This is a genomic window from Burkholderia cepacia, assembly GCF_001039005.1.
Taxonomy (GTDB): domain Bacteria; phylum Pseudomonadota; class Gammaproteobacteria; order Burkholderiales; family Burkholderiaceae; genus Burkholderia; species Burkholderia theae.
This window is the reverse complement of sequence record NZ_LDWR01000006.1, coordinates 21,870-41,346: the sequence shown is the minus strand read 5'-3', so window position 1 is coordinate 41,346 and position 19,477 is coordinate 21,870. Positions and strand designations below refer to the sequence as shown.

Here is a 19,477-nt window from a genome sequence, read left to right as displayed (position 1 = left end):
CCACGGGGCGCTGTCGCCGCCCCGCTTTTTTCTCGACTCGTCACCATGACCCAAGCTACCCATGACCTCGCCGCCCGGCTCGCCGCCGGCTGGCAACACGGCATCGCGTTCGCCGCGCTGCCGCCCGAACTCGTTCCCGCCAGCACCGACGCCGCGTATGCAGTGCAGGCGCAGGTGCTCGCCGAACGCAGCGCCGCGATCGGCGCGTGGAAGGTCGGCGCGAAGCAGCCCGACGGGCCGATCCAGGGCGCGCCGCTGCCCTACGACTGCCGGCACGCGAGCGGCGTCACGCTGCCGCGCGGCGCGTTCCGGCCGCTCGGTCTCGAACTGGAGATCGCGTTCCGCTTCGGCCGCGATTTCGCGCCGCGTGCCGACGTGTATGCGGACGATGAAGTGTTCGACGGTATCGCGCAGATGGGCGCCGCGATCGAGATCGTCGCGAGCCGCTTCCGCGAATGGCCGGACGTCGCGCCCGCCGCACAGCTCGCTGACCTGCAGAACCACGGCGCGCTCGTGCTCGGCGAGATGACCGGCTATCGCGCCGATTTCCCGTTCGTCGCGCCCGCCCCCGCGTTCGCGTTCGACGGGCAGGACATCGCAAGCGCCACGCCCGGTACCAACCCCGCCGGCGATCCGCGCCGCCTGCTGCCGTGGCTCGTCAATCACGCATCGCGGCGCGGCATCGCGCTGCCGGCCGGCACCGTCGTCACGACCGGCTCGTACACGGGCATGTATTTCCCGCAGGCCGCGGGCACGGCCGTCGGCCGCATTCCGGGGCTGCCGCCCGTCAGCGTCACGCTCGCCTGATCCGTTCGTCTTCTCTCGATACCGATTGCCGCCATGAAATCCGCCGTCTCGCCTTCGCTGGTTCGCCCCGTCCATCTCGTGCCGTCGCAAGGCGCCGCGCTGTCGCCGCTGTTCGAGCGGCTGCGCACGGAAATGCGCGGCGACGTCCATGCCGACCGCGCAAGCCGCGGCCGCTACGCGACCGACGCGTCGATCTACCAGATCATGCCGCTCGGCGTGGTCGTGCCGCGCGACCAGGACGACCTGCGAATCGCGCTCGACATCGCGCGCAACCGCAAGATTCCCGTGCTCGCTCGCGGCGCCGGTACGAGCCAGTGCGGGCAGACGGTCGGCGAAGCGCTCGTCGTCGACAACAGCAAATGGCTGAACCGGATCGTCGAATTCGATGCGCAGGCGCGCACCGTCACCGTCGAGCCCGGCATCGTGCTCGATCACCTGAATGCGTGGCTGAAGCCGCACGGGCTGTGGTTCCCGGTCGACGTGTCGACCGGCGCGCAATGCACGATCGGCGGGATGGCCGGCAACAACTCGTGCGGGTCGCGCTCGATCGAGTACGGCAACATGGTGCACAACGTGCTCGCGATCGACGCGATCCTCGCCGACGGCAGCGAATGCCGGTTCGGCTCGCTCGCGCAGCCGGTCACCGACCGCCGCACGCTCGACCTGCTGCACGGGGTCGAACGGATCGCGCAGCGCGAGCGCGACGAGATCGTCGAACGCGTGCCGAAGGTGCTGCGCCGCGTGGCCGGCTACAACCTCGACCTGTTCGACTGCCAGAACCCGCGCGCATACACCGACGACGGCCACGCGAATCTCGCGCACCTGCTCGTCGGTTCGGAAGGCACGCTTGCCTACAGCCGGCAGGTCACGCTGAAGCTCGCGCCGCTGCCCGCGCACAAGGCGCTCGGCGTCGTGAACTTCCCGACCTTCTATCAGGCGATGGATACCGCGCAGCACATCGTGAAGCTGAAGCCGGTGGCCGTCGAGCTCGTCGATCGCACGATGATCGACCTGTCGAGGGAGAACCCGGCGTTCCGGCCCGTGATCGAACAGGCGCTGGTCGGACAGCCGCAGGCGATCCTGCTCGTCGAGTTCGCGGGCGAATCGCGCGATGCGCAGCTGACGCAGCTCGACCGGCTCGCCGAACTGATGGCCGATCTCTGCCTGCCCGACAGCGTCGTGAAGATGACTGATGCCAGCGCGCAGAAGGCGCTGTGGGACGTGCGCAAGGCCGGGTTGAACATCATGATGAGCATGAAGGGCGACGGCAAGCCGGTGTCGTTCATCGAGGATTGCGCGGTGCCGCTCGAACATCTGGCCGAATACACGCGCCGCCTGACCGACGTGTTCCACAAGCACGAAACCGAAGGCACCTGGTACGCGCATGCAAGCGTCGGCACGCTGCACGTGCGGCCGATCCTCGACATGCGGCGCGACGGCGCGGCGCGCATGCGCGAGATCGCCGACGAAGCCGCGGCGCTCGTGCGCGAATACAAGGGTGCGTATTCGGGCGAACACGGCGACGGCCTGTGCCGCGGCGAATGGGTTGCGTGGCAGTACGGCCCGCGCCTCAATGCGGCGTTCGCGGAGATCAAGACGCTGTTCGATCCCGACAACCGCTTCAACCCCGACAAGATCGTCAATCCGCCGCGCATGGATGCGCGCGAAAATTTCCGTTTCGCGCCCGGTTATGCGGCACTGCCGCTGCGGCCCGCGCTCGACTGGTCGGCCTGGAACGTCACGCGCAACCCGCTGACCGGCGAAGAAACCGAACCCGGCACGGGCACCGACATCACGCACGGCCTCGCATCGGCCGTCGAGATGTGCAACAACAACGGCCACTGCCGCAAGTTCGACGCGGGCACGATGTGCCCGAGCTACCGCGTGACGCGCGACGAGCAGCATGTGACGCGCGGCCGCGCGAACACGCTGCGGCTCGCGGTGACCGGCCAGCTCGGCGCGGACGGCCTCGCCGGCGACGACGTGAAGGCCGCGCTCGACCTGTGCGTGTCGTGCAAGGGCTGCAAGCGCGATTGCCCCACGGGGGTCGACATGGCGCGCTTCAAGATCGAGGCGCGGCACGCGTGGAATCGCAAGCACGGCACGACGCTGCGCGAACGGCTTGTCGCGTATCTGCCGCGTTATGCGCCGTGGGCGGCACGGATGCGCGGCGCGATCGCGTTCGCGAACGGCGTGCCAGTCGTCGCGTCGTTGGTGAAGCGCTGGGTCGGCCTTGCGCCGCAGCGTGCGCTGCCTGCGTTTGCGCGGCCGTTCCTGGCGGATGCGGGTGCAACGTCGGCCGGATCGGCAACCCGCGACGTGCTGCTCTTCGTCGATACGTTCAGCAACTACCAGGAGCCGGACAACGCACGCGCCGCGCAAGCCGTGCTCGAAGCGGCCGGTTATACCGTGCACTTCAACGTGCGCGCCGGCGAGCGGCCGCTGTGCTGCGGCCGCACGTTCCTCGCGGCCGGCCTCGTCGACGACGCGAAGGCCGAGGCGAAGCGCACGCTCGACACGCTGCGGCCCTACCTCGAACGCGGCGTCGCGATCGTCGGGCTGGAGCCGTCCTGCCTGCTGTCGATGCGCGACGAGTTTCTTGCGTATGGCTATGGCGAAGAAGCGGCACGGCTCGCCCGCCACGCGTTCCTGTTCGAGGAATTCCTGGTACGCGAACAGGCGGCCGGCCGGTTGTCGCTGCCGCTCGATGCGATCGACGCGGCCGAGGCGCTGGTGCACGGCCACTGCCATCAGAAGGCGTTTGGCGCGTTCACGCCGGTGCAGACCGTGCTGCGCTGGATTCCGGGGTTGAAGGTGTCGCCGGTCGAATCGTCGTGCTGCGGAATGGCCGGCAGCTTCGGCTATGAAGCCGAACACTACGATGCGTCGCAGGCAATGGCCGAGCTGTCGCTGCTGCCGGCCGTGCGTGCGCGAGCCGAAGGCACGATCGTCGTCGCGGACGGCACGAGCTGCCGGCATCAGATTCACGACGGCGCGCAGACGCAGGCCGTGCACGTGGCGCGCGTGCTGGCGCAGGCATTGCGCGGTTGATCCGCGATATCGGAACAACACGTGACGCAGGGGCGCAGCTCGCCTGCGTCACTGCGGCTCGCCCATTCCACCCATCAGCGTCATCAGCTGTTCGCGCAACCATTGGCTGCCCTGGTCCTGATCGGCGCTGCGATGCCAGTAGCAGAAGTAGTCGAGGCCCGGCATCTCGAACGGCAGTTCGAGGATGCGCGCCGGATAGCGCTGCAGCAGCCGCAGCGGCGCCGTCAGCGCGAGATCGCCGCGCATCGCGATCAGCGGCGCGACCATGTAGTGCTGCACGCGCATCTGGATATTGCGGCGCAGCCCGAGCCTCGTCAGTTCCGCGTCGACGTGCCCGCTGCCCTTGCGGCGGCTCGACACGTGGATATGCCCCATCGACAGGTAGTCGTCCATGGTCAGCGTATTGCCCTTGAACGGGTGATCGTCGCGGATCATGCACGCGTAGCGGTCGCGCACGAGCAGCGCCTGGTGCAGATGCGGATCGCCGATCAGCGGCGCGTCGATCGCGATGTCGACCGAGCCGTTCGCGAGCGCCGTGGCCACTTCGCGGCGGTCCATCGTGTAGCTGCGCACGTGCATGCCGGGCGCATGCGTCTGCAGCAGTTCGCCGAGCGCGGGCAGCAGCAGCGCTTCGGTCAGGTCGCTCATGCTGAGCCGGAACACGCGCCCGGAAGAAGCCGGATCGAACACGTCGCCTTCGTGCGCGCTCGAATCGAGCAGTTGCAGCGCCTCGCGCACGCGGCCGACGATGTTCTCGGCCATCGGCGTCGGCATCATCCCGGCCGGCGTGCTGACGAACAGCGGATCGTTCAGCGTCTTGCGCAGCCGCGCCAGCGCATTGCTGACGGCCGGCTGCGTGAGGTTCAGCACCTCGGCCGCCCGCGTCAGGTTGCGCTTGTTGTAGATCGCCTCGAATACGACGAACAGGTTCAGATCAATCTTCGAAAGGCGCATCGCCGGATCTCCTTGCCGGCATCTTACGGCGGGCGCCTCTCGTTCGTCCATGTCGCCGCCGCGCGCCGCTCAACCGCGCAGCGGCGGCGTCAGGTAGGCCGCCGTCGAACCCGGCACGCCGTCCTTGATCTCCATCCGCGCGATCGCCTGCAGGTGCACCTCGTCCGGGCCGTCGGCGAAGCGCAGCGCGCGGCCCCAGGTCCACAGATCGGCGAGCGGCGTATCGGGGCTCAACCCCGCCGCGCCGAACACCTGCATCGCACGGTCGCAGACGTCCGTATAAACGGTCGGCACGAGCGCCTTGATCATCGAGATTTCCTTGCGCGCGGCCTTCGCGCCGACCTTGTCGATCATCCACGCGGCCTTCAGCACGAGCAGGCGCGCCTGGTCGATCTCGATGCGCGAGCGTGCGATCCATTCGCCGATCGTGCCGTGCCGGTTCAGCGGCTTGCCGAACGCCTCGCGCGACTGCGCGCGGTCGACCATCAGCTCCAGCGCAAGCTCGGCCGCGCCGATCGAGCGCATGCAGTGATGGATGCGGCCCGGCCCGAGGCGCGCCTGCGCGAGCGCGAAGCCGCTGCCTTCCTCGCCGAGCAGGTTGCGCGCCGGCACGCGCACGTTGTCGAACGTGATCTCGCAGTGCCCTTCCGGCGCGTGGTGATTGACCACCGTGATGTTGCGCACGATCGTCACGCCCGGCGTGTCGCGCGGCACGAGAATCATGCTCTGCTGCTGGTGCGACGCCGCCTCGGGATCGGTCTTGCCCATCACGATGAAGATCTTGCAGTTCGGATGCGCGGCGTTCGTGATGAACCACTTGCGGCCGTTGATCACGTACTCGTCGCCCACGCGCTCGATGCGCGTCGTGATGTTCGTCGCATCCGACGACGCCACGTCGGGCTCCGTCATCGCGAACGCCGAGCGAATCTCGCCGCGCAGCAGCGGCAGCAGCCACTGTTCGCGCTGTTCGGGCGTCGCGAACATGTGCAGCAGCTCCATGTTGCCGGTGTCCGGCGCGTTGCAGTTGAACACCTCCGACGCCCAGCTCACGCGCCCCATGATCTCGGCGAGCGGCGCGTATTCGAGGTTCGTCAGGCCCATGCCGGGCTCGTCGTCCTTCAGGTGCGGCAGGAACAGGTTCCACAGCCCTTCCGCCTTCGCGCGTTCCTTCAGCTCCTCCATGAACGACACGGGATACTGGCCCGCATGCACTTCATCGTTCCACTGGCGGATGCGCGGCACGATGTGCGCGTCCATGAATGCCCGCACGCGCTCGCGCAGTTCTTCCACTTTCGGGGTGTAGCCAAAGTCCATGATCGACTCCTCGAGATTCCGTGTTCCGTTCGGTCAGAAGGCCGAGACACCGCCGTCGACGGCGACGGCCTGCCCGGTCAGATAAGTGTTTTCCTTCGCGCACAGCATCAGCATCGTCGCGACAATTTCGTCGGGCCGGCCGAGCCGCTTCATCGGCGAGCCCTGCGCGAGAAAGTCCTGGCGGTCGCCGATCTCGCCGTCGGTGACCATCGGCGTCGTGCTGTAGAACGGGCACACCGCGTTCACGCGGATGCCGTGGCGCGCATATTCGAGCGCGGCCGTTTTCGTGAGCCCGACCACCGCATGCTTCGACGCCGCGTACGCGGCCAGCTTCGGCGCGCCGCCGAGCCCGGCCATCGACGCGACGTTCAGGATCACGCCCTCGTGCTGCGCGAGCATCTGGCGGATCTGGTGCTTCATCCCGAAGAACACGCCCTTCGCGTTCACCGCGAAGCTCAGGTCGAGATCGGCTTCGTCGGTGTCGATCAGCGCCTTCATCGGCGGTGCGATGCCCGCGTTGTTGATGCCGACGTCGAGCCGCCCGAAGCGCGCGGCGGCCGCGTGCACCAGCGACGCGACGTCCGCTTCGACCCGCACGTCGCAGTGCTGCGCGATCACGTCGGCGCCGGCCGCGCGCAACGGCGCGGCCACGCGTTCGAGCGCTGCGCCGTTCAGGTCGCCGAGCGCGAGCCGCGCGCCCATCGCCGCCAGTTCGGTCGCGAGCAACGCGCCGAAGCCGCTTGCGGCGCCGGTGATCATCACGGCCTGCCCGGCGTAGCTGTCGAGTTTCATCGCGCGCTCAGATCGTCAGGCCGCCGTCGACGACGATGCACTCGCCATTCGTGTAGCTCGCCGCGTCCGACACGAGATACAGCACGGTGCCGGCCATTTCGCGCGGCTCCGCGTGGCGGCGCAGCGGGATCTTCGCCATCCAGTTCTCGTAGATGTCCTTGTCGGCGAACAGCGCGCCGGCGAACTTCGTCTTGGTCAGCCCCGGCAGCAGCGCATTCACGCGGATGCCCAGCGGCCCGCATTCCTTCGCGAACGCCTTCGTCATGTTGACGACGGCCGCCTTCGTGATCGAGTAGATGCCTTGCCGGTCGCCCGGCTGCAGCGCGTTCACCGACGCCGTGTTGACGATCGCGCCGCCGCCGTGCGCCTTCATCAGCTTGCCGGCCTCGACCGACATGAAGAAGTAGCCGCGGATGTTCACGTCGACGGTCTTCTCGTACGCGGCGAGATCCGTATCGAGGATGTGCCCGAAATACGGGTTCGCGGCCGCGTTGTTCACGAGGATGTCGAGCCGCCCGTGCTTGCCGCGGATATGCTCGAACGTCGCGGCGATATCTTCCAGCCGGCCGACGTGGCAGGCCAGCGCCTCGGCGCGGCCGCCCGCCGCGACGATCGCGTCGGCCACGGCCTGGCAATCGTCGAGCTTGCGGCTCGACACGATCACGTGTGCGCCCTGCTCCGCGAGCAGTTTCGCGATTTCCTCGCCGATGCCGCGGCTCGCGCCCGTCACCAGCGCGATCTTGCCGGTCAGGTCGAACAGATCCGTTGCCATGTTGTCTCGCTCCTCCATTGATGGGTGTGTCGTTGTCGCCGCGTGACGATCGCGGCGCGTTCAGCGATGCGCGTCGATCACGCTCACGGCCAGTTCGGCCAGCCGCCCGGCCATCGCGCCGACACGCAGCGCCTGCTCGCTCGACGCGTTGCCCTGCAGCGCGCGCGCCTTCACGCCCTGCGCGATCGACGCGAGCCGGAAGAAACTGAACGCGAGATAGAAGTGCCAGTCGCGGATCGGCTCGATCCCGCGCAGTTCGCAATAACGCGCGACGATCGCCGCTTCGTCCGGGATGCCGAGTTCGTCGCGATCCTGGCCCGCGAGCCCGCGCACCTGCCCGCCGGACGGCAGCCGCAGGCACATGCAGAAATACGCGAGATCGGCGAGCGGATTGCCGAGCGTCGACAGTTCCCAGTCGAGCACGGCCTGCACGCGATAACCGTCGCGCGCGAACATCAGGTTGTCGATCCGGAAGTCGCCGTGCACCAGCGCCGACCGGCCCGTATCTTCGGGGCACGCTTTCGGCAGCCAGTCGATCAGCGTCTCCATCGCGTCGAGGCGCTCGGTTTCGGCCGCGCGATACTGCTTCGTCCATACGCCGATCTGGCGCTCGAAGTAGTTGCCGGGGCGGCCGTAGTCAGCCAGGCCCACTGCGTCGACATCGACGTCGTGCAGCGCGGCCATCGTCTGCAGCAGCGCGTCGTAGCACGTCGCGCGATCGGCCTTCGGCAGTTCCGGCAGCGCGGGATCCCAGAAGATCCGGCCATCCTCGAAACTCATCACGTAGAACAGGCTGCCGATCACGTCGCGGTCTTCGCAGAGGTGATATGGCCGCGCGACCGGCACCGCGGTGCCCGACAGCGCGGTCAGCACGCGGAATTCGCGATCGACCGCATGCGCGGATTTCAGCAGTTCGCCCGGCGGCTGGCGGCGCAGCACGTAGCGGCCGCTCTTCGCGTGCAGCAGGAAAGTCGGATTCGACTGGCCGCCGGCAAACTTCTCCAGGTCGACCGGGCCTTCGAAGCCCGGCACGTGCGCTTCCAGATAGGGAGTGAGGCGGGCTACGTCGAGTTGCTGGGAAGGGTTCGTCATCGTCGCGATCGTTCGTGGGTCAGCCGTAGGTTCGCAGCGCGTGTCGTTCGGGATCCTCCAGATGCGGGATGCCGTTGAACGACGCGAGGTGGAATGCATCGGCGTTGAAGAAAAACTGCGAAAGACTGCTGTTGCGGATCTGCAGGTTCAGCGCGATCGCGCTCGACGGCGGCGCCGCGAGCACCTGCTGCACGGTGACCGCGATCGGGCCGCCGGAGCTCACCGCGAGCACGCGCTGGCCGCCGCCGTGGCGGATCGCGGCGCGCGCATCGGCGACGCGCTGCTGGAAGTGCGCCCAGGTCTCGGGCGCCGCGTCGCCGAGCTGGTCCTCGGACCACAGCTGCAGCACCTGCCGGAGCGCGCGGAAATGCTCCTTCATCGATCCGGCCGCGAGCCGCGCGATCTCCGGATAGTCGCCGGCCGCCGCCGCGAACAGCCCGTGGAAGTCGTATTCGTTCAGGCCCGGATGGCGGTCGACCGGCGCGCCTTCGCGGCCCATCCCGCGCAGGATCGCGTCGACCGTCTGCGCATGCCGGCTCAGCGTGCCGCAGATCACGCGGTCGAACGTCAGGCCCTGCCGCGCGAAGTATTCGCCGAGCCAGACGCCCTGCTGCTCGCCGGCCACGGAGAGCCGGTCGTAGTCGTCCGTGCCGAACGACGCCTGCCCGTGCCGTACCAGAAAGAGTTCAGCCATCGCATGCCCGCCGGATCAGAAGGATTCAGCATAGCCAGCGGGTGTGCATTTTTAAACTTTATTTCCTGAATCTTCGGGTATTCACCCTGTGAATTCCCTCCCCGGACGCTTGCGCCCGGGGATATGGCAAGCGCTGGCCGTTACCGGCCGCCCTCCCGATGCAGTTGGGGCCTGCTCTTCACCGACGTCACGCCCGCTACCTGGCGGGCCGCGCCCACCGCGGCCCTGTCCTGCGATTCGTCCGTGATCGGCCCGGCGCGCAGCGTGTTCGACATCGAGCGCCGGCCGGTCACGCGGAATGCGTGGCGCTTCCGTCGACGGCCGCCTGCAGCGATCGTTCCGCCGCGGGCGTCACCAGTACGATCTTGCCGACGTGGCGGCCCGAATCCATCAGCTCGTGTGCGCTGCGCGCGTCGCGAAAATCGAACAGCCGGTAAACCTGCGGCTTGACGGCCCCTTGCCGGATCAGCGGCCACACGGCCTCTTCGAGTTCGCGAATGATCTGCGCCTTCTCCGCGTAGGTGCGCGAGCGCAGCGTCGAGCCGATGTGCGTGAGCCGCTTCGTCAGCATCGGAAACAGGTCGAGCTCCTTCGCGGGGCCCTTGATCACGCCGATCTGCACGATGCGGCCGTTGATCGCGGCCGCCGCGAAATTGCGCGCGACGTAGTCGCCGGCAATGATGTCGACGATCACGTCGACGCCCTTGCCGCCCGTGAAGCGCGCGACCTCCTCGACGAAATCCTCGCTGCGGTAGTCGATCGCGAGATCCGCGCCGAGCCGCATGCTCGCGTCGCGCTGCGCGTCCGAGCCGACAGTGGTGATGATCGTCGACGCGCCGAACGCCTTCGCCAGCATCGTCGCCGTCGTGCCGATCCCCGACGCGCCGCCGTGGATCAGCACGCTCTCGCCGGCTTCGAACCGGCCGCGCTGGAACAGGTTCAGCCAGACCGTCATGAAGGTCTCCGGCAGCGCCGCCGCTTCGGCCATGCCGAGGCCGTCGGGAATCGCGAGCGTGTTGCTCTCGTTCGCCACCGCGTATTCCGCGTAGCCGCCGCCCGGAATCAGCGCGCAGACACGATCGCCGACAACGAACCGCGTGACGTCGCGCCCGACCGCGACGACGTCGCCGGCGATCTCGAGGCCGGGAATGTCGGACGCGCCGGGCGGCGGATCGTACAGCCCCTTGCGCTGGAATACGTCGGGGCCGTTTACGCCGGCCGCGTGAATCCGGATCAGCACTTCGCCGGGGCCCGGCAACGGCACGGCGCGCGTGGCCGGTACGAGCACTTCGGGGCCGCCGGGACGCACGATCTCGATCGCGGTCATGTCGGCGGGGAGGGTTTGGGCATCGTCACTCACGATATGATCCTCAACGTTCGTCGATGCACTGTCGATTCGTGGGCCATCCCCGAATCGCCGCATCGCAATGTGTGTGAGGCCAGTCTATGGGCGATGCCGCTCGCGGGCACGCAGCGAATTGCCGATCGGGGAATGCAAAAATGCATCAGTCGGGACAAACGATGAATTGGGACGACGCGCGCGTATTCCTCGCGATTCATCGCGAACGCACACTGCGTCGCGCGGCACAGACGCTCGGCGTCGATCAGGCAACGGTCGGGCGACGGCTCGCGACGCTCGAGCACATGCTCGGCGCGACGCTGTTCCTGCGCTCGTCGAAAGGCTATCTGCCCACGCCGGTCGGCGAACTGGCGCTGCGCGCCGCCGAGGCGATGGAGCAACATGCGCACGAGCTGGTCCGGCTGACGCAGGGTGTCGACCGGCGGCTCGCCGGCGAGGTGAAGATCACGACGACCGATGCGCTCGCGATCGAGTTCGTGATGCCGTCGATCGCGCGGCTGCATGCGAAGCATCCCGACGTATCCTTCGCGCTGAACACGTCGTCGCAAATCCTGAATCTCGCGAAGCGCGAAGCCGACATTGCGATCCGCACCGTGCGGCCCGACAACCCCGATCTGGTCGCGCGCCGCCTCGCGCACTGGGACATGGGCCTGTTCGCGTCGCACGACTATCTGCACCGGCACGGCGAGCCCGAGCGCGGCCACGCATTCGCGGGCCACGACCTCGTTGTCTACCAGCCGTACATCGACGCCAGCCGCAAGCCGACCCTCGCCGGCGAGCCGATCGACGGCGGGCGCATGAACTCGAACCTGATGGCGCGCGCCGCGGTGCGCTCGGGCCTCGGCATCGGCGAGATTCCCGTCTACATGGGCGAGCGCGACGGGCTCGTCCGCCTGTGGCCGGAGCGCGTGAGGCAGGCGCCTTACGAGGTCTGGCTCGTCACGCACCGCGACCTGCGCCACACCGCGCGCATCCGCGCGGCGATCGACGAGATCGTGGCGTCGTTTGCCGCGCCACGATGATGCGGGCCAAGCGCGAGCGCCTGCCAACGCCGCCCGCCGCCGGTCATGCGTCGTCGCCGCGTCGCACCTGTGACGGATCGAGTGCCAACCCGTCACGTACCGCCTGCCCGCAGATCCAGGCGGCCATCCGTCTGCGTTCGATGGCGCGGCCCGTGCGGTAGTATGGCGACTCGATGGAACCCCGATGGATCTGAACGCGTGGCCATGCCCGAACTTTCTTCCTCTTCCGGCGCCGGCCAGGGCGCCCAGGCGCTCGTCCTCATCGCCGAGGACGAACCCGAGATCGCCGAGATCCTGATCGCCTATTTCGCGCGCAGCGGCCTGCGCACCGTGCACGCCGCCGACGGCCGCCGCGCGCTGGAGCTGCACCTGTCGCTCAAGCCCGACCTCGTGCTGCTCGACGTGCAGATGCCGCACGTCGACGGCTGGAAGGTGCTCGCCGAGATCCGCCATCGCGGCGACACGCCCGTCATCATGCTGACCGCGCTCGACCAGGACATCGACAAGCTGACCGGGCTGCGCATCGGCGCCGACGACTACGTGGTCAAGCCGTTCAACCCCGCCGAAGTCGTTGCGCGCGCACAGGCCGTGCTGCGCCGCTCGATGGCAGGTTCCCGCCAGGAAGAACAGCGCGTGCTGCGCGCCGCGCCGTTCGAGATCGATCTCGAACGCCACGAGGCGACGGTCGAGGTCGGCAACACCCGGCACACGCTCGCGCTGACGCTCACCGAATTCAAGCTGCTCGCGCAGCTCGCGCGCGCGCCGCGCCGCGTGTTCAGCCGCGGCGAGCTGATGGCCACCTGCTTGCCGGAAGGCGATGCGCTGGAGCGCACGGTCGACAGCCACGTCAGCAAGCTGCGCAAGAAACTCGACGATCTCGGCGTCGCGGGCGTGCCGGTCAGCGTACGCGGGGTCGGCTACAAGCTCTGGGGCGGCGAATGAAGCTCGACGGGCTGAGCCGCCAGATCGCGCTGACGATGGGCGCGATGGTGTTTGCCGTGACGCTGCTGATGGTCGTGACGGCCTACACGTTCTACTACTTCGCATTCAAGTACTGGCCCACGGAATTCAACCAGTCCGAGTGGCTGCCGACCGGGCCGGAATGGGTGTGGCTGATCTCGACCACGCTGGTCGGCCTCGCGCTCGCGGTGTTCGTCGCGATCCATCTGTCGCGCCGCATCCTCGTCCCGCTCAACTCGGTAACGGACAGCATCCGCCGGGTCGCGCGCGGCGATCTCGGCGCGCGCGCCGTCGCCGGCGACCGTTCGCTGCACGAGGCCGCGCTGCTCGCCGACAACTTCAACGCGCTCGCGAGCGAACTGCAGCGCGTGACCGACGAACAGACGTTCTGGAACGCCGCGATCGCGCACGAACTGCGCACGCCCGTCACGGTGCTGCGCGGGCGGCTGCAGGGGCTCGCCGAAGGCGTGTTTACACCCAGCGAGGCGCTGTATCGCAGCCTGCTCGCGCAGGTCGAAGGATTGACGCGGTTGATCGAGGACCTGCGCGTGGTCAGCCTCGCCGATAGCGGCCACCTGAGCATCGAGATCCGCGACACCGACCTCGCCGCCGACGTGCGCGCCGTGGTCGACCTGTTCGCGCACGCGCTGCAGGCCGCCGGCCAGCATCCGGTGCTCGATCTCGACGCGCGGCCCATGCGCTGCGACCCGGTCCGTATCCGCCAAGCGTTGCTGGCGCTGCTGGAGAATGCGCGCCGCCATGCGGTGCCCGGCGCGATCCGGATCCAGACGCGCATCGAAGACGGGATGTGCCGGCTGCGCGTCGAGGACGACGGCCCCGGCATCCCGGCCGACTTCGCACCGCATGTGTTCCAGGCATTCAGGCGCGTCGACGAATCGCAACCCGGCGGCAGCGGCCTCGGGCTCGCCGTCGTCGCGGCAATCGCGCATGCGCACCACGGCGAAGCCGTCTGCGTGCCGACGGGCGCCGGCGGTACGCGGTTCGAGGTGCAGTGGCCCGATCACCTCGTGCCGGCGCGAGAGGACGAACGCTTTCCGGCCTGAGCCGCCGCCGTCACGCGTGCGGCTCGCGCCCGACCTGTTCGAGCGGCGGGCTGAACCCGAGCACCGTGTATTGCGTCACGGACACCGTCCCTTTCCCCGCCGCGCCCCGCACGACGACCGCGCGCACGGCGCCGGCCCGGTCGAACTTCAGCTTCGTGCCGACGGTTGCGTTGCGCAGCGCCTCGAGTTCCTCGACCCGCGCGATCGCCAGCTTGCGCACCGCGCCGGACACATACACCGGCAGGAACACCAAGGCGATGAACATCGACACCGCGTCCTTCGACACGCTGTCCAGCATCGGCTGGCCCGACATCGCGAGCGACAGCGACGTCGCGGCGACGAAGATCGCCAGCACGGTCGCGCCCACGCCGAGCGACGAGAACCGCTCGGACGCCTTCTTCATGCGCGCCTTCACCAGCGCACGCGTGGTCGCGGACGTCACCAGCCATTCGCGCTGCGCGCCGTAATACCCGGCGATGCCGAGGAACAGCGTCGCGACCGCGCTGACGAGGATGCCGCTGTACAGCGCATCGAGCATCACGCAGACGAATTCGAGCACGCACACGATGACCAGCGGAACCAGCAGCAGACGGAACGAATAACCGTCGCGCCCGTGCCCCTGGATCCACCATTTCACCGGCGACAGCTGCCAGAAGCGGCTGTCCCGATGAAGCGAAAGTTCTTCGATGTCCGTCAATTTCCCACCCGTGGAATCCCGTTGCGCCACCGGCGCCGCGTTGCCCGCGCCCGCCCGAAATGAAAATGAATACCCCAGGTTATCGATTGATCCCAAAGATTCATTAGACAGTGTCTCCGCCGCCGCGCGATGCTGGCCCCGCCAGTGAACGCGGTGTCATTGCAACGCCGCACACGAGAACGGAGTGAGACACATGCCTAACGACCATCGTCAACGGCGCCGCACGTTGTGGCTGCTGTGCGCGCTTTCGTTCATCCTCTACGTCGATCGCGTCAACCTCGCGACCGCGGCCGGCGCGATCAAGGCCGAGCTCGGCCTGTCGAACACCGAGCTCGGCGTCGCATTCTCCGCGTTCGCGTATTCGTATGCAATCTGCCAGATCGGCGGCGGCTGGATCGCCGACCGGTTCGGCGCCCGCATCACGCTGATCGGCTGCGGGCTGATCTGGGTCGTCTCGACCTTCGCGACGGGGCTCGTGCACAGTCTCACGCTGCTGTTCGCCGCGCGCCTGCTGCTCGGCATCGGCGAAGGCGCGACGCTGCCCGCCCAGGCCCGCGCGATCACGCACTGGTTCCCGCGCGAGCGGCGCGGCGTCGTGCAGGGCTTCACGCATTCGTTCTCGCGGCTCGGCAACGCGGTCACGCCGCCGATCGTCGCCGCATTGATGACCTGGCTGTCGTGGCGCGCCGCGTTCTTCGTGATCGGCGCGGTAACGCTGGTGTGGCTCGCCTGGTGGATCGTCGGCTTCCGCGAGCATCCGCTCGGCGACGACGACGGCCGCAGCACGCGCGCCGCACGCCCCGCACCGCCGTCCGGCCCGACGCCGTGGGGGCCGCTGTTCCGCCGGATGGCGCCGACGATCTTCGTCTACTTCTGCTACGGCTGGACCGCTTGGCTGTTCTTCACGTGGCTGCCGACGTTCTTCCTGAACGGCCAGGGCCTGAACCTGAAGTCGACCGCGCTGTTCGCATCCGGCGTGTTCTTCGCGGGCGTGGTCGGCGACACGCTCGGCGGCTGGCTCTGCGACCGGATCTACCGGAAGACCGGCAACCTCGCGCTGTCGCGCCAGAGCGTGATCGTCACGAGCTTCGCCGGTGCACTCCTCTGCCTGCTGCCGCTCGCGGTCGTGCACTCGACGGCCGGCGTCGCGCTGTGCCTGTCGGGGTCGTTCCTGTGCCTGGAGCTGACGATCGGGCCGATCTGGGCCGTGCCGAGCGACATCGCGCCGACGCACGCCGGCATCGCGAGCGGGATGATGAACGCCGGGTCCGCGATCTCGGGGATCCTGTCGCCGATCCTGTTCGGTTATCTCGTCGACCGCACCGGCAGCTGGACGGTACCCTTCATCGGCTCGGTCGCGATGCTGCTGATCGGGATCGTCGCCGCGTTGCGGATTCGCCCGGACCGCACGCTGTCGGAAGCGATGCCGGCGCTCGTCGAGGCCCCCGTCGCGCCGTCGGCACGCTGACCCGGCTCGTCCCCGTGCCGGCATCACGCATCGCCGCGTTCCGCGACGCGTGATGCCGGCACGGCCAGCGCACCACTCCATCAAGCGCCGCCGCCATCCTCGGCACCCTCGCGGTGAAACAGCGCGAGAAACTGCTGCGCGGGGATGCTCAGCGGCCGGTCGCGCCGCACGATGCTGCCGTACGACGGCAGCTTCTGTTCGAGCGCGTAATCGATGATCGCGACGAGCCCGTGCTCCGCGTTGCGCTGCGCGACCGTCAGCGGAATCACGCCGAGCATCGTCGAACGGTCGACGAGGTTCATCGTGGTCAGGATCGAGCCCGTTTCGACCAGCCCGCGCGGCATCGGCTGGTGACGCGCATGAAACTCGCGCTCGACGACCTCGCGCGCCGGGCTGCCGGCCGGCTGCAGGATCCACGCGTAATCGAGCAGCGCGTCGAATCCGACCGGCCCGGCGCCCGCGAGCGGATGGTCGCGGCCCGCGATGATCGCGAGCGCCTCGTCGTCGACCACGCGGAAGTCGCAATCGGCCCCGACGTTGCGCCCGATTACCACTTCGAGCACGCCTTCGCGAAGCTGCGGCATCAGCCGGTCGCTCGTGTCCACCGCGATATCGATGGCGAGCAGCGGATAACGCGCCTTCAGCTGCACCAGCGCCTCGGTGAGCCGCCCCGGCGACGCCGCCATGATGCTGCCGATCGCCAGCCGCCCCGCGCTGCCGAGCTGCAGTTCGCCGAGCTCGCGGTTCAGCGCCTCCATGCTGCCGCGGATCCCGCGGAAATAGCCGAGCACGCGCTCGCCGGCCGGATTCAGCACCAGCCCGCGTCCGACGCGATCGAACAGCCGCTGGCCGAGCGCGCTCTCCAGTTCGGCCAGCATTTTCGTCGCCGCCGGCTGCGTGAGGCCCATCTGCTCGGCCGCCGCGCGCAGCGTCAGGCATTCGTCGACGGCAAGCAACAGCGCGATCTGCCGCATGCGCAGCCGGTTCAGCAGCTGCGGGGTCGAGTCTCGTCGGTCGATCGAGCCCATCTTTGATTACTCCAGGTTATCGATTCATCAAGAGTTTTCAATTTACCGACTCATTCCGTCTACCTAGCATCAACCCCATACACGAACGGCCACGCGCCGCCACCGGAGACACAGCATGCACACCCCATCGACCGCCGCCCCCCTGCCCGTCGTCGCCCTGACGCTCGGCGACCCCGCCGGCATCGGCGCCGAACTGATCGCGAAACTGCTCGCGCGGCCCGACGCGACGGCTCACGCGAATCTCGTGCTGATCGGCGATCGCTGGCTGTGGGAAGCCGGCCAGCGCGTCGCCGGCGTGCAGGTCGATGTCGAACCCGTCGCGTCGCTCGCCGCGGCACGCGGCCGGCCGTCGACCGCGCGCGCCGCGTTCGTCGAAGTCGACACGGTCGATCCCGCGCAGGTGACGGTCGGCCAGGCCGGCGCGCCCGGCGGCCGCTCGACGCTCGCCGTGCTCGACCAGTGCCTCGACGCCGCGCTCGCCGGCGACATCGACGCGATCTGCTTCGCCCCGCTGAACAAGTACGCGATGAAGCTCGGCGGGCTCCGCCACGACGACGAACTGCACCACTTCGCCGAAGCGCTCGGCGTGACCGGCTATTTCTGCGAATTCAACACGCTCGGCGAACTGTGGACGGCGCGCATCTCGTCGCATATTCCGCTGAAGGATGCGGCGGGCTGCCTGAGCATCGAGCGGATCGAACAGGCATCCGAACTGATCTACCGGTCGCTGCTCGCGAACGGCGTCGCCGCGCCGAAAGTCGCGATCGCCGCGTTCAACCCGCACGGCGGCGACGGCGGCAGCTGCGGCCGCGAGGAAGTCGACATCATCGAGCCCGCGGTGCGCCGGCTGCAGTCGCGCGACTGGCCGACCGACGCGCCGTTCCACGGCCCGTTCCCCGCCGACACGATCTTCCTGAAGGCGCAGGCCGGCGACTACCAGGCGATCGTCACGATGTACCACGACCAGGGGCAGATCGCGATCAAGCTGCTCGGCTTCTCGCGCGGCGTGACCGTGCAGGGCGGGCTGCCCGTGCCGATCACGACGCCCGCGCACGGCACCGCGTACGACATCGCGGGCCGCGGCACCGCCGACGTCGGCGCCACCTGGCAGGCGCTGCAGATCGCGTGCCGGATGGGCTCCGCGCGCCGCACCCCCGCTGTTTCGGTTTCGGCGTGACGCTCGCACGCCCTTTACACACGACAACACCGAATCCAGGAGACACCATCATGAAGATCCGTTCCGTGCGCGCCCGCGTATTCCAGTGGAAAGGCAAGACCGTCCCGCCGCAAGGCAACTTCTGTTCGAACGCGATGGACCTGCTGTATGCGCCGCAGGAAACGATGAGCACGTTCCGCTTCCATGCGTGGACGGTCGTCGAAGTCGAGACCGACGACGGCATCGTCGGCCTCGGCAACGTCGCGCTCGCGCCGCACGTCGCGAAGGTCATCATCGACCAGTACCTCGCGCCGCTCGTGATCGGCCAGGACCCGTGGGACTACGAATACCTGAACCAGCGGATGTATCGCGCCACCCACGCGTGGGGCCGCAAGGGCGTCGGCATGGCCGCGATCTCGGCGGTCGACATCGCGATCTGGGACATCCTCGGCAAGAGCGTCGGCAAGCCGGTGTTCAAGCTGCTCGGCGGCCGCACCAAGGAAAAGATCCCCTGCTACTACTCGAAGCTCTACCGCACCGACCTGAAGGCGATGCAGGACGAGGCGCAGCAGTATCTGAAGGAAGGCTTCCGCGCGTTCAAGATGCGCTTCGGCTACGGGCCCGCGCACGGGCAGCAGGGGGTGGTCGAGAACCTGAAGTCGGTTGCGGCGATCCGCGAGGTGATCGGCTACGACAACGACCTGATGCTCGAGTGCTACATGGGCTGGAACCTCGAGTACGCGAAGCGCATCCTGCCGAAGCTCGAGAAATACCAGCCGCGCTGGCTCGAGGAACCGGTGATCGCCGACGACATCGACGGCTACGCGGAGCTGAACCAGCTGACCCGCATTCCGATCTCCGGCGGCGAGCACGAATTCTCGCTGTACGGCTTCAAGCAGCTGCTCGACCGCAAGGCCGTGTCGGTCGTGCAGTACGACACGAACCGCGTCGGCGGGATCACGATGGCGCACAAGATCAACGCGCTGTGCGAGGCGTACAGCGTGCCGGTGATTCCGCATGCGGGCCAGATGCACAACTATCACCTGACGATGAGCACGCTCGCGTCGCCGATGAGCGAATACTTCCCGATGTTCGACGTCGAGGTCGGCAACGAGCTGTTCTATTACATCTTCGACGGCGAGCCGGTGGCCGAAAACGGCTTCCTGCAACTGCGCGACGACGTGCCGGGCCTCGGTCTCACGCTGAAGACCGAATTCCTCGACCAGTTCGACATCGTCGAGTGAGG

17 protein-coding genes are annotated in these 19,477 nt (G+C 68.3%); 8 read left to right on the top strand and 9 right to left on the bottom strand.

Annotated features, from left to right (window positions below; translation table 11 throughout):
• The first annotated feature begins 45 nt into the window (after window positions 1–45).
• Both VL15_RS02720 and VL15_RS02715 read left to right on the top strand, forming a co-directional pair.
• Complete coding sequence (locus VL15_RS02720; RefSeq protein WP_048242988.1) at window positions 46–807, top strand: 2-keto-4-pentenoate hydratase; 762 nt, start codon at window positions 46–48, stop codon at window positions 805–807.
• A gap of 33 nt (window positions 808–840) precedes the next feature.
• Entirely contained in the window at window positions 841–3,858 is a 3,018-nt protein-coding gene (locus tag VL15_RS02715) for an FAD-binding and (Fe-S)-binding domain-containing protein (RefSeq protein ID WP_048242987.1), read from the top strand.
• 48 nt (window positions 3,859–3,906) lie between these two features.
• Here VL15_RS02715 and VL15_RS02710 read toward each other — a convergent pair whose 3' ends face one another.
• The 7 genes from VL15_RS02710 to VL15_RS02680 form a co-directional block, all read right to left on the bottom strand.
• Window positions 3,907–4,812: a LysR family transcriptional regulator gene (locus VL15_RS02710; RefSeq protein WP_048242986.1), complete on the bottom strand. Its 906-nt coding sequence runs from the start codon at window positions 4,810–4,812 to the stop codon at window positions 3,907–3,909.
• A 69-nt stretch (window positions 4,813–4,881) separates the two neighbouring features.
• Window positions 4,882–6,126, bottom strand: a complete 1,245-nt coding sequence (locus VL15_RS02705) for an acyl-CoA dehydrogenase family protein (RefSeq protein ID WP_048242985.1) — start codon at window positions 6,124–6,126, stop codon at window positions 4,882–4,884.
• Between the two features lie 33 nt (window positions 6,127–6,159).
• Window positions 6,160–6,918, bottom strand: coding sequence for an SDR family NAD(P)-dependent oxidoreductase (locus VL15_RS02700; protein ID WP_048242984.1), 759 nt, complete (start codon window positions 6,916–6,918; stop codon window positions 6,160–6,162).
• Between the two features lie 7 nt (window positions 6,919–6,925).
• Window positions 6,926–7,690: an SDR family oxidoreductase gene (locus VL15_RS02695; RefSeq protein WP_048242983.1), complete on the bottom strand. Its 765-nt coding sequence runs from the start codon at window positions 7,688–7,690 to the stop codon at window positions 6,926–6,928.
• 60 nt (window positions 7,691–7,750) lie between these two features.
• Window positions 7,751–8,782: a phosphotransferase gene (locus VL15_RS02690; RefSeq protein ID WP_048242982.1), complete on the bottom strand. Its 1,032-nt coding sequence runs from the start codon at window positions 8,780–8,782 to the stop codon at window positions 7,751–7,753.
• A 19-nt stretch (window positions 8,783–8,801) separates the two neighbouring features.
• Complete coding sequence (locus VL15_RS02685) at window positions 8,802–9,476, bottom strand: histidine phosphatase family protein (protein ID WP_048242981.1); 675 nt, start codon at window positions 9,474–9,476, stop codon at window positions 8,802–8,804.
• Window positions 9,477–9,765: 289 nt separating this feature from the next.
• The gene (locus VL15_RS02680) at window positions 9,766–10,803 is read right to left on the bottom strand and encodes an NAD(P)H-quinone oxidoreductase (protein WP_048242980.1); all 1,038 of its coding nucleotides are present in this window, start codon (window positions 10,801–10,803) and stop codon (window positions 9,766–9,768) included.
• A gap of 194 nt (window positions 10,804–10,997) precedes the next feature.
• On the opposite strand from VL15_RS02680, the gene VL15_RS02675 reads away from it, so the two are divergent.
• From VL15_RS02675 to VL15_RS02665, 3 genes are all read left to right on the top strand, one after another.
• On the top strand, window positions 10,998–11,858 hold the full coding sequence (locus VL15_RS02675; RefSeq protein WP_048243100.1) for a LysR family transcriptional regulator: 861 nt from the start codon (window positions 10,998–11,000) through the stop codon (window positions 11,856–11,858).
• 204 nt (window positions 11,859–12,062) lie between these two features.
• Entirely contained in the window at window positions 12,063–12,800 is a 738-nt protein-coding gene (locus VL15_RS02670; protein ID WP_048242979.1) for a response regulator, read from the top strand.
• Window positions 12,797–13,882, top strand: a complete 1,086-nt coding sequence (locus VL15_RS02665) for an ATP-binding protein (RefSeq protein WP_048242978.1) — start codon at window positions 12,797–12,799, stop codon at window positions 13,880–13,882. The genes VL15_RS02670 and VL15_RS02665 overlap by 4 nt, the downstream gene beginning before the upstream one ends.
• A 10-nt stretch (window positions 13,883–13,892) precedes the next feature.
• Here the strand turns inward: VL15_RS02665 and VL15_RS02660 are convergent, their stop codons facing one another.
• The gene (locus VL15_RS02660) at window positions 13,893–14,579 is read right to left on the bottom strand and encodes a hypothetical protein (RefSeq protein ID WP_048242977.1); all 687 of its coding nucleotides are present in this window, start codon (window positions 14,577–14,579) and stop codon (window positions 13,893–13,895) included.
• A 193-nt stretch (window positions 14,580–14,772) separates the two neighbouring features.
• Here VL15_RS02660 and VL15_RS02655 point away from each other — a divergent pair, with 193 nt between their 5' ends.
• Entirely contained in the window at window positions 14,773–16,047 is a 1,275-nt protein-coding gene (locus VL15_RS02655) for an MFS transporter (protein ID WP_048242976.1), read from the top strand.
• An 80-nt stretch (window positions 16,048–16,127) separates the two neighbouring features.
• On the opposite strand, the gene VL15_RS02650 is transcribed toward VL15_RS02655, so the two are convergent.
• Entirely contained in the window at window positions 16,128–17,075 is a 948-nt protein-coding gene (locus VL15_RS02650) for a LysR family transcriptional regulator (protein ID WP_048242975.1), read from the bottom strand.
• Window positions 17,076–17,190: 115 nt separating this feature from the next.
• Between VL15_RS02650 and VL15_RS02645 the strand changes: the two genes are divergently transcribed.
• Window positions 17,191–18,252 carry a 4-hydroxythreonine-4-phosphate dehydrogenase PdxA gene (locus VL15_RS02645; RefSeq protein ID WP_048242974.1) on the top strand — a complete coding sequence of 354 codons (1,062 nt, stop codon included), beginning with the start codon at window positions 17,191–17,193 and terminating at the stop codon, window positions 18,250–18,252.
• 50 nt (window positions 18,253–18,302) lie between these two features.
• Window positions 18,303–19,475: an L-rhamnonate dehydratase gene (locus VL15_RS02640; RefSeq protein WP_048242973.1), complete on the top strand. Its 1,173-nt coding sequence runs from the start codon at window positions 18,303–18,305 to the stop codon at window positions 19,473–19,475.
• Window positions 19,476–19,477: the final 2 nt, after the last annotated feature.

Excerpts from the sequence above, each read along its gene's own strand:
- VL15_RS02720 (WP_048242988.1), top strand. The coding sequence starts at position 46 with ATGACCCAAGCTACCCATGACCTCGCCGCCCGGCTCGCCGCCGGCTGG.
- VL15_RS02715 (WP_048242987.1), top strand. The coding sequence starts at position 841 with ATGAAATCCGCCGTCTCGCCTTCGCTGGTTCGCCCCGTCCATCTCGTG.
- VL15_RS02710 (WP_048242986.1), bottom strand. The coding sequence starts at position 4,812 with ATGCGCCTTTCGAAGATTGATCTGAACCTGTTCGTCGTATTCGAGGCG.
- VL15_RS02705 (WP_048242985.1), bottom strand. The coding sequence starts at position 6,126 with ATGGACTTTGGCTACACCCCGAAAGTGGAAGAACTGCGCGAGCGCGTG.
- VL15_RS02700 (WP_048242984.1), bottom strand. The coding sequence starts at position 6,918 with ATGAAACTCGACAGCTACGCCGGGCAGGCCGTGATGATCACCGGCGCC.
- VL15_RS02695 (WP_048242983.1), bottom strand. The coding sequence starts at position 7,690 with ATGGCAACGGATCTGTTCGACCTGACCGGCAAGATCGCGCTGGTGACG.
- VL15_RS02690 (WP_048242982.1), bottom strand. The coding sequence starts at position 8,782 with ATGACGAACCCTTCCCAGCAACTCGACGTAGCCCGCCTCACTCCCTAT.
- VL15_RS02685 (WP_048242981.1), bottom strand. The coding sequence starts at position 9,476 with ATGGCTGAACTCTTTCTGGTACGGCACGGGCAGGCGTCGTTCGGCACG.
- VL15_RS02680 (WP_048242980.1), bottom strand. The coding sequence starts at position 10,803 with ATGACCGCGATCGAGATCGTGCGTCCCGGCGGCCCCGAAGTGCTCGTA.
- VL15_RS02675 (WP_048243100.1), top strand. The coding sequence starts at position 10,998 with ATGAATTGGGACGACGCGCGCGTATTCCTCGCGATTCATCGCGAACGC.
- VL15_RS02670 (WP_048242979.1), top strand. The coding sequence starts at position 12,063 with ATGCCCGAACTTTCTTCCTCTTCCGGCGCCGGCCAGGGCGCCCAGGCG.
- VL15_RS02665 (WP_048242978.1), top strand. The coding sequence starts at position 12,797 with ATGAAGCTCGACGGGCTGAGCCGCCAGATCGCGCTGACGATGGGCGCG.
- VL15_RS02655 (WP_048242976.1), top strand. The coding sequence starts at position 14,773 with ATGCCTAACGACCATCGTCAACGGCGCCGCACGTTGTGGCTGCTGTGC.
- VL15_RS02650 (WP_048242975.1), bottom strand. The coding sequence starts at position 17,075 with ATGGGCTCGATCGACCGACGAGACTCGACCCCGCAGCTGCTGAACCGG.
- VL15_RS02645 (WP_048242974.1), top strand. The coding sequence starts at position 17,191 with ATGCACACCCCATCGACCGCCGCCCCCCTGCCCGTCGTCGCCCTGACG.
- VL15_RS02640 (WP_048242973.1), top strand. The coding sequence starts at position 18,303 with ATGAAGATCCGTTCCGTGCGCGCCCGCGTATTCCAGTGGAAAGGCAAG.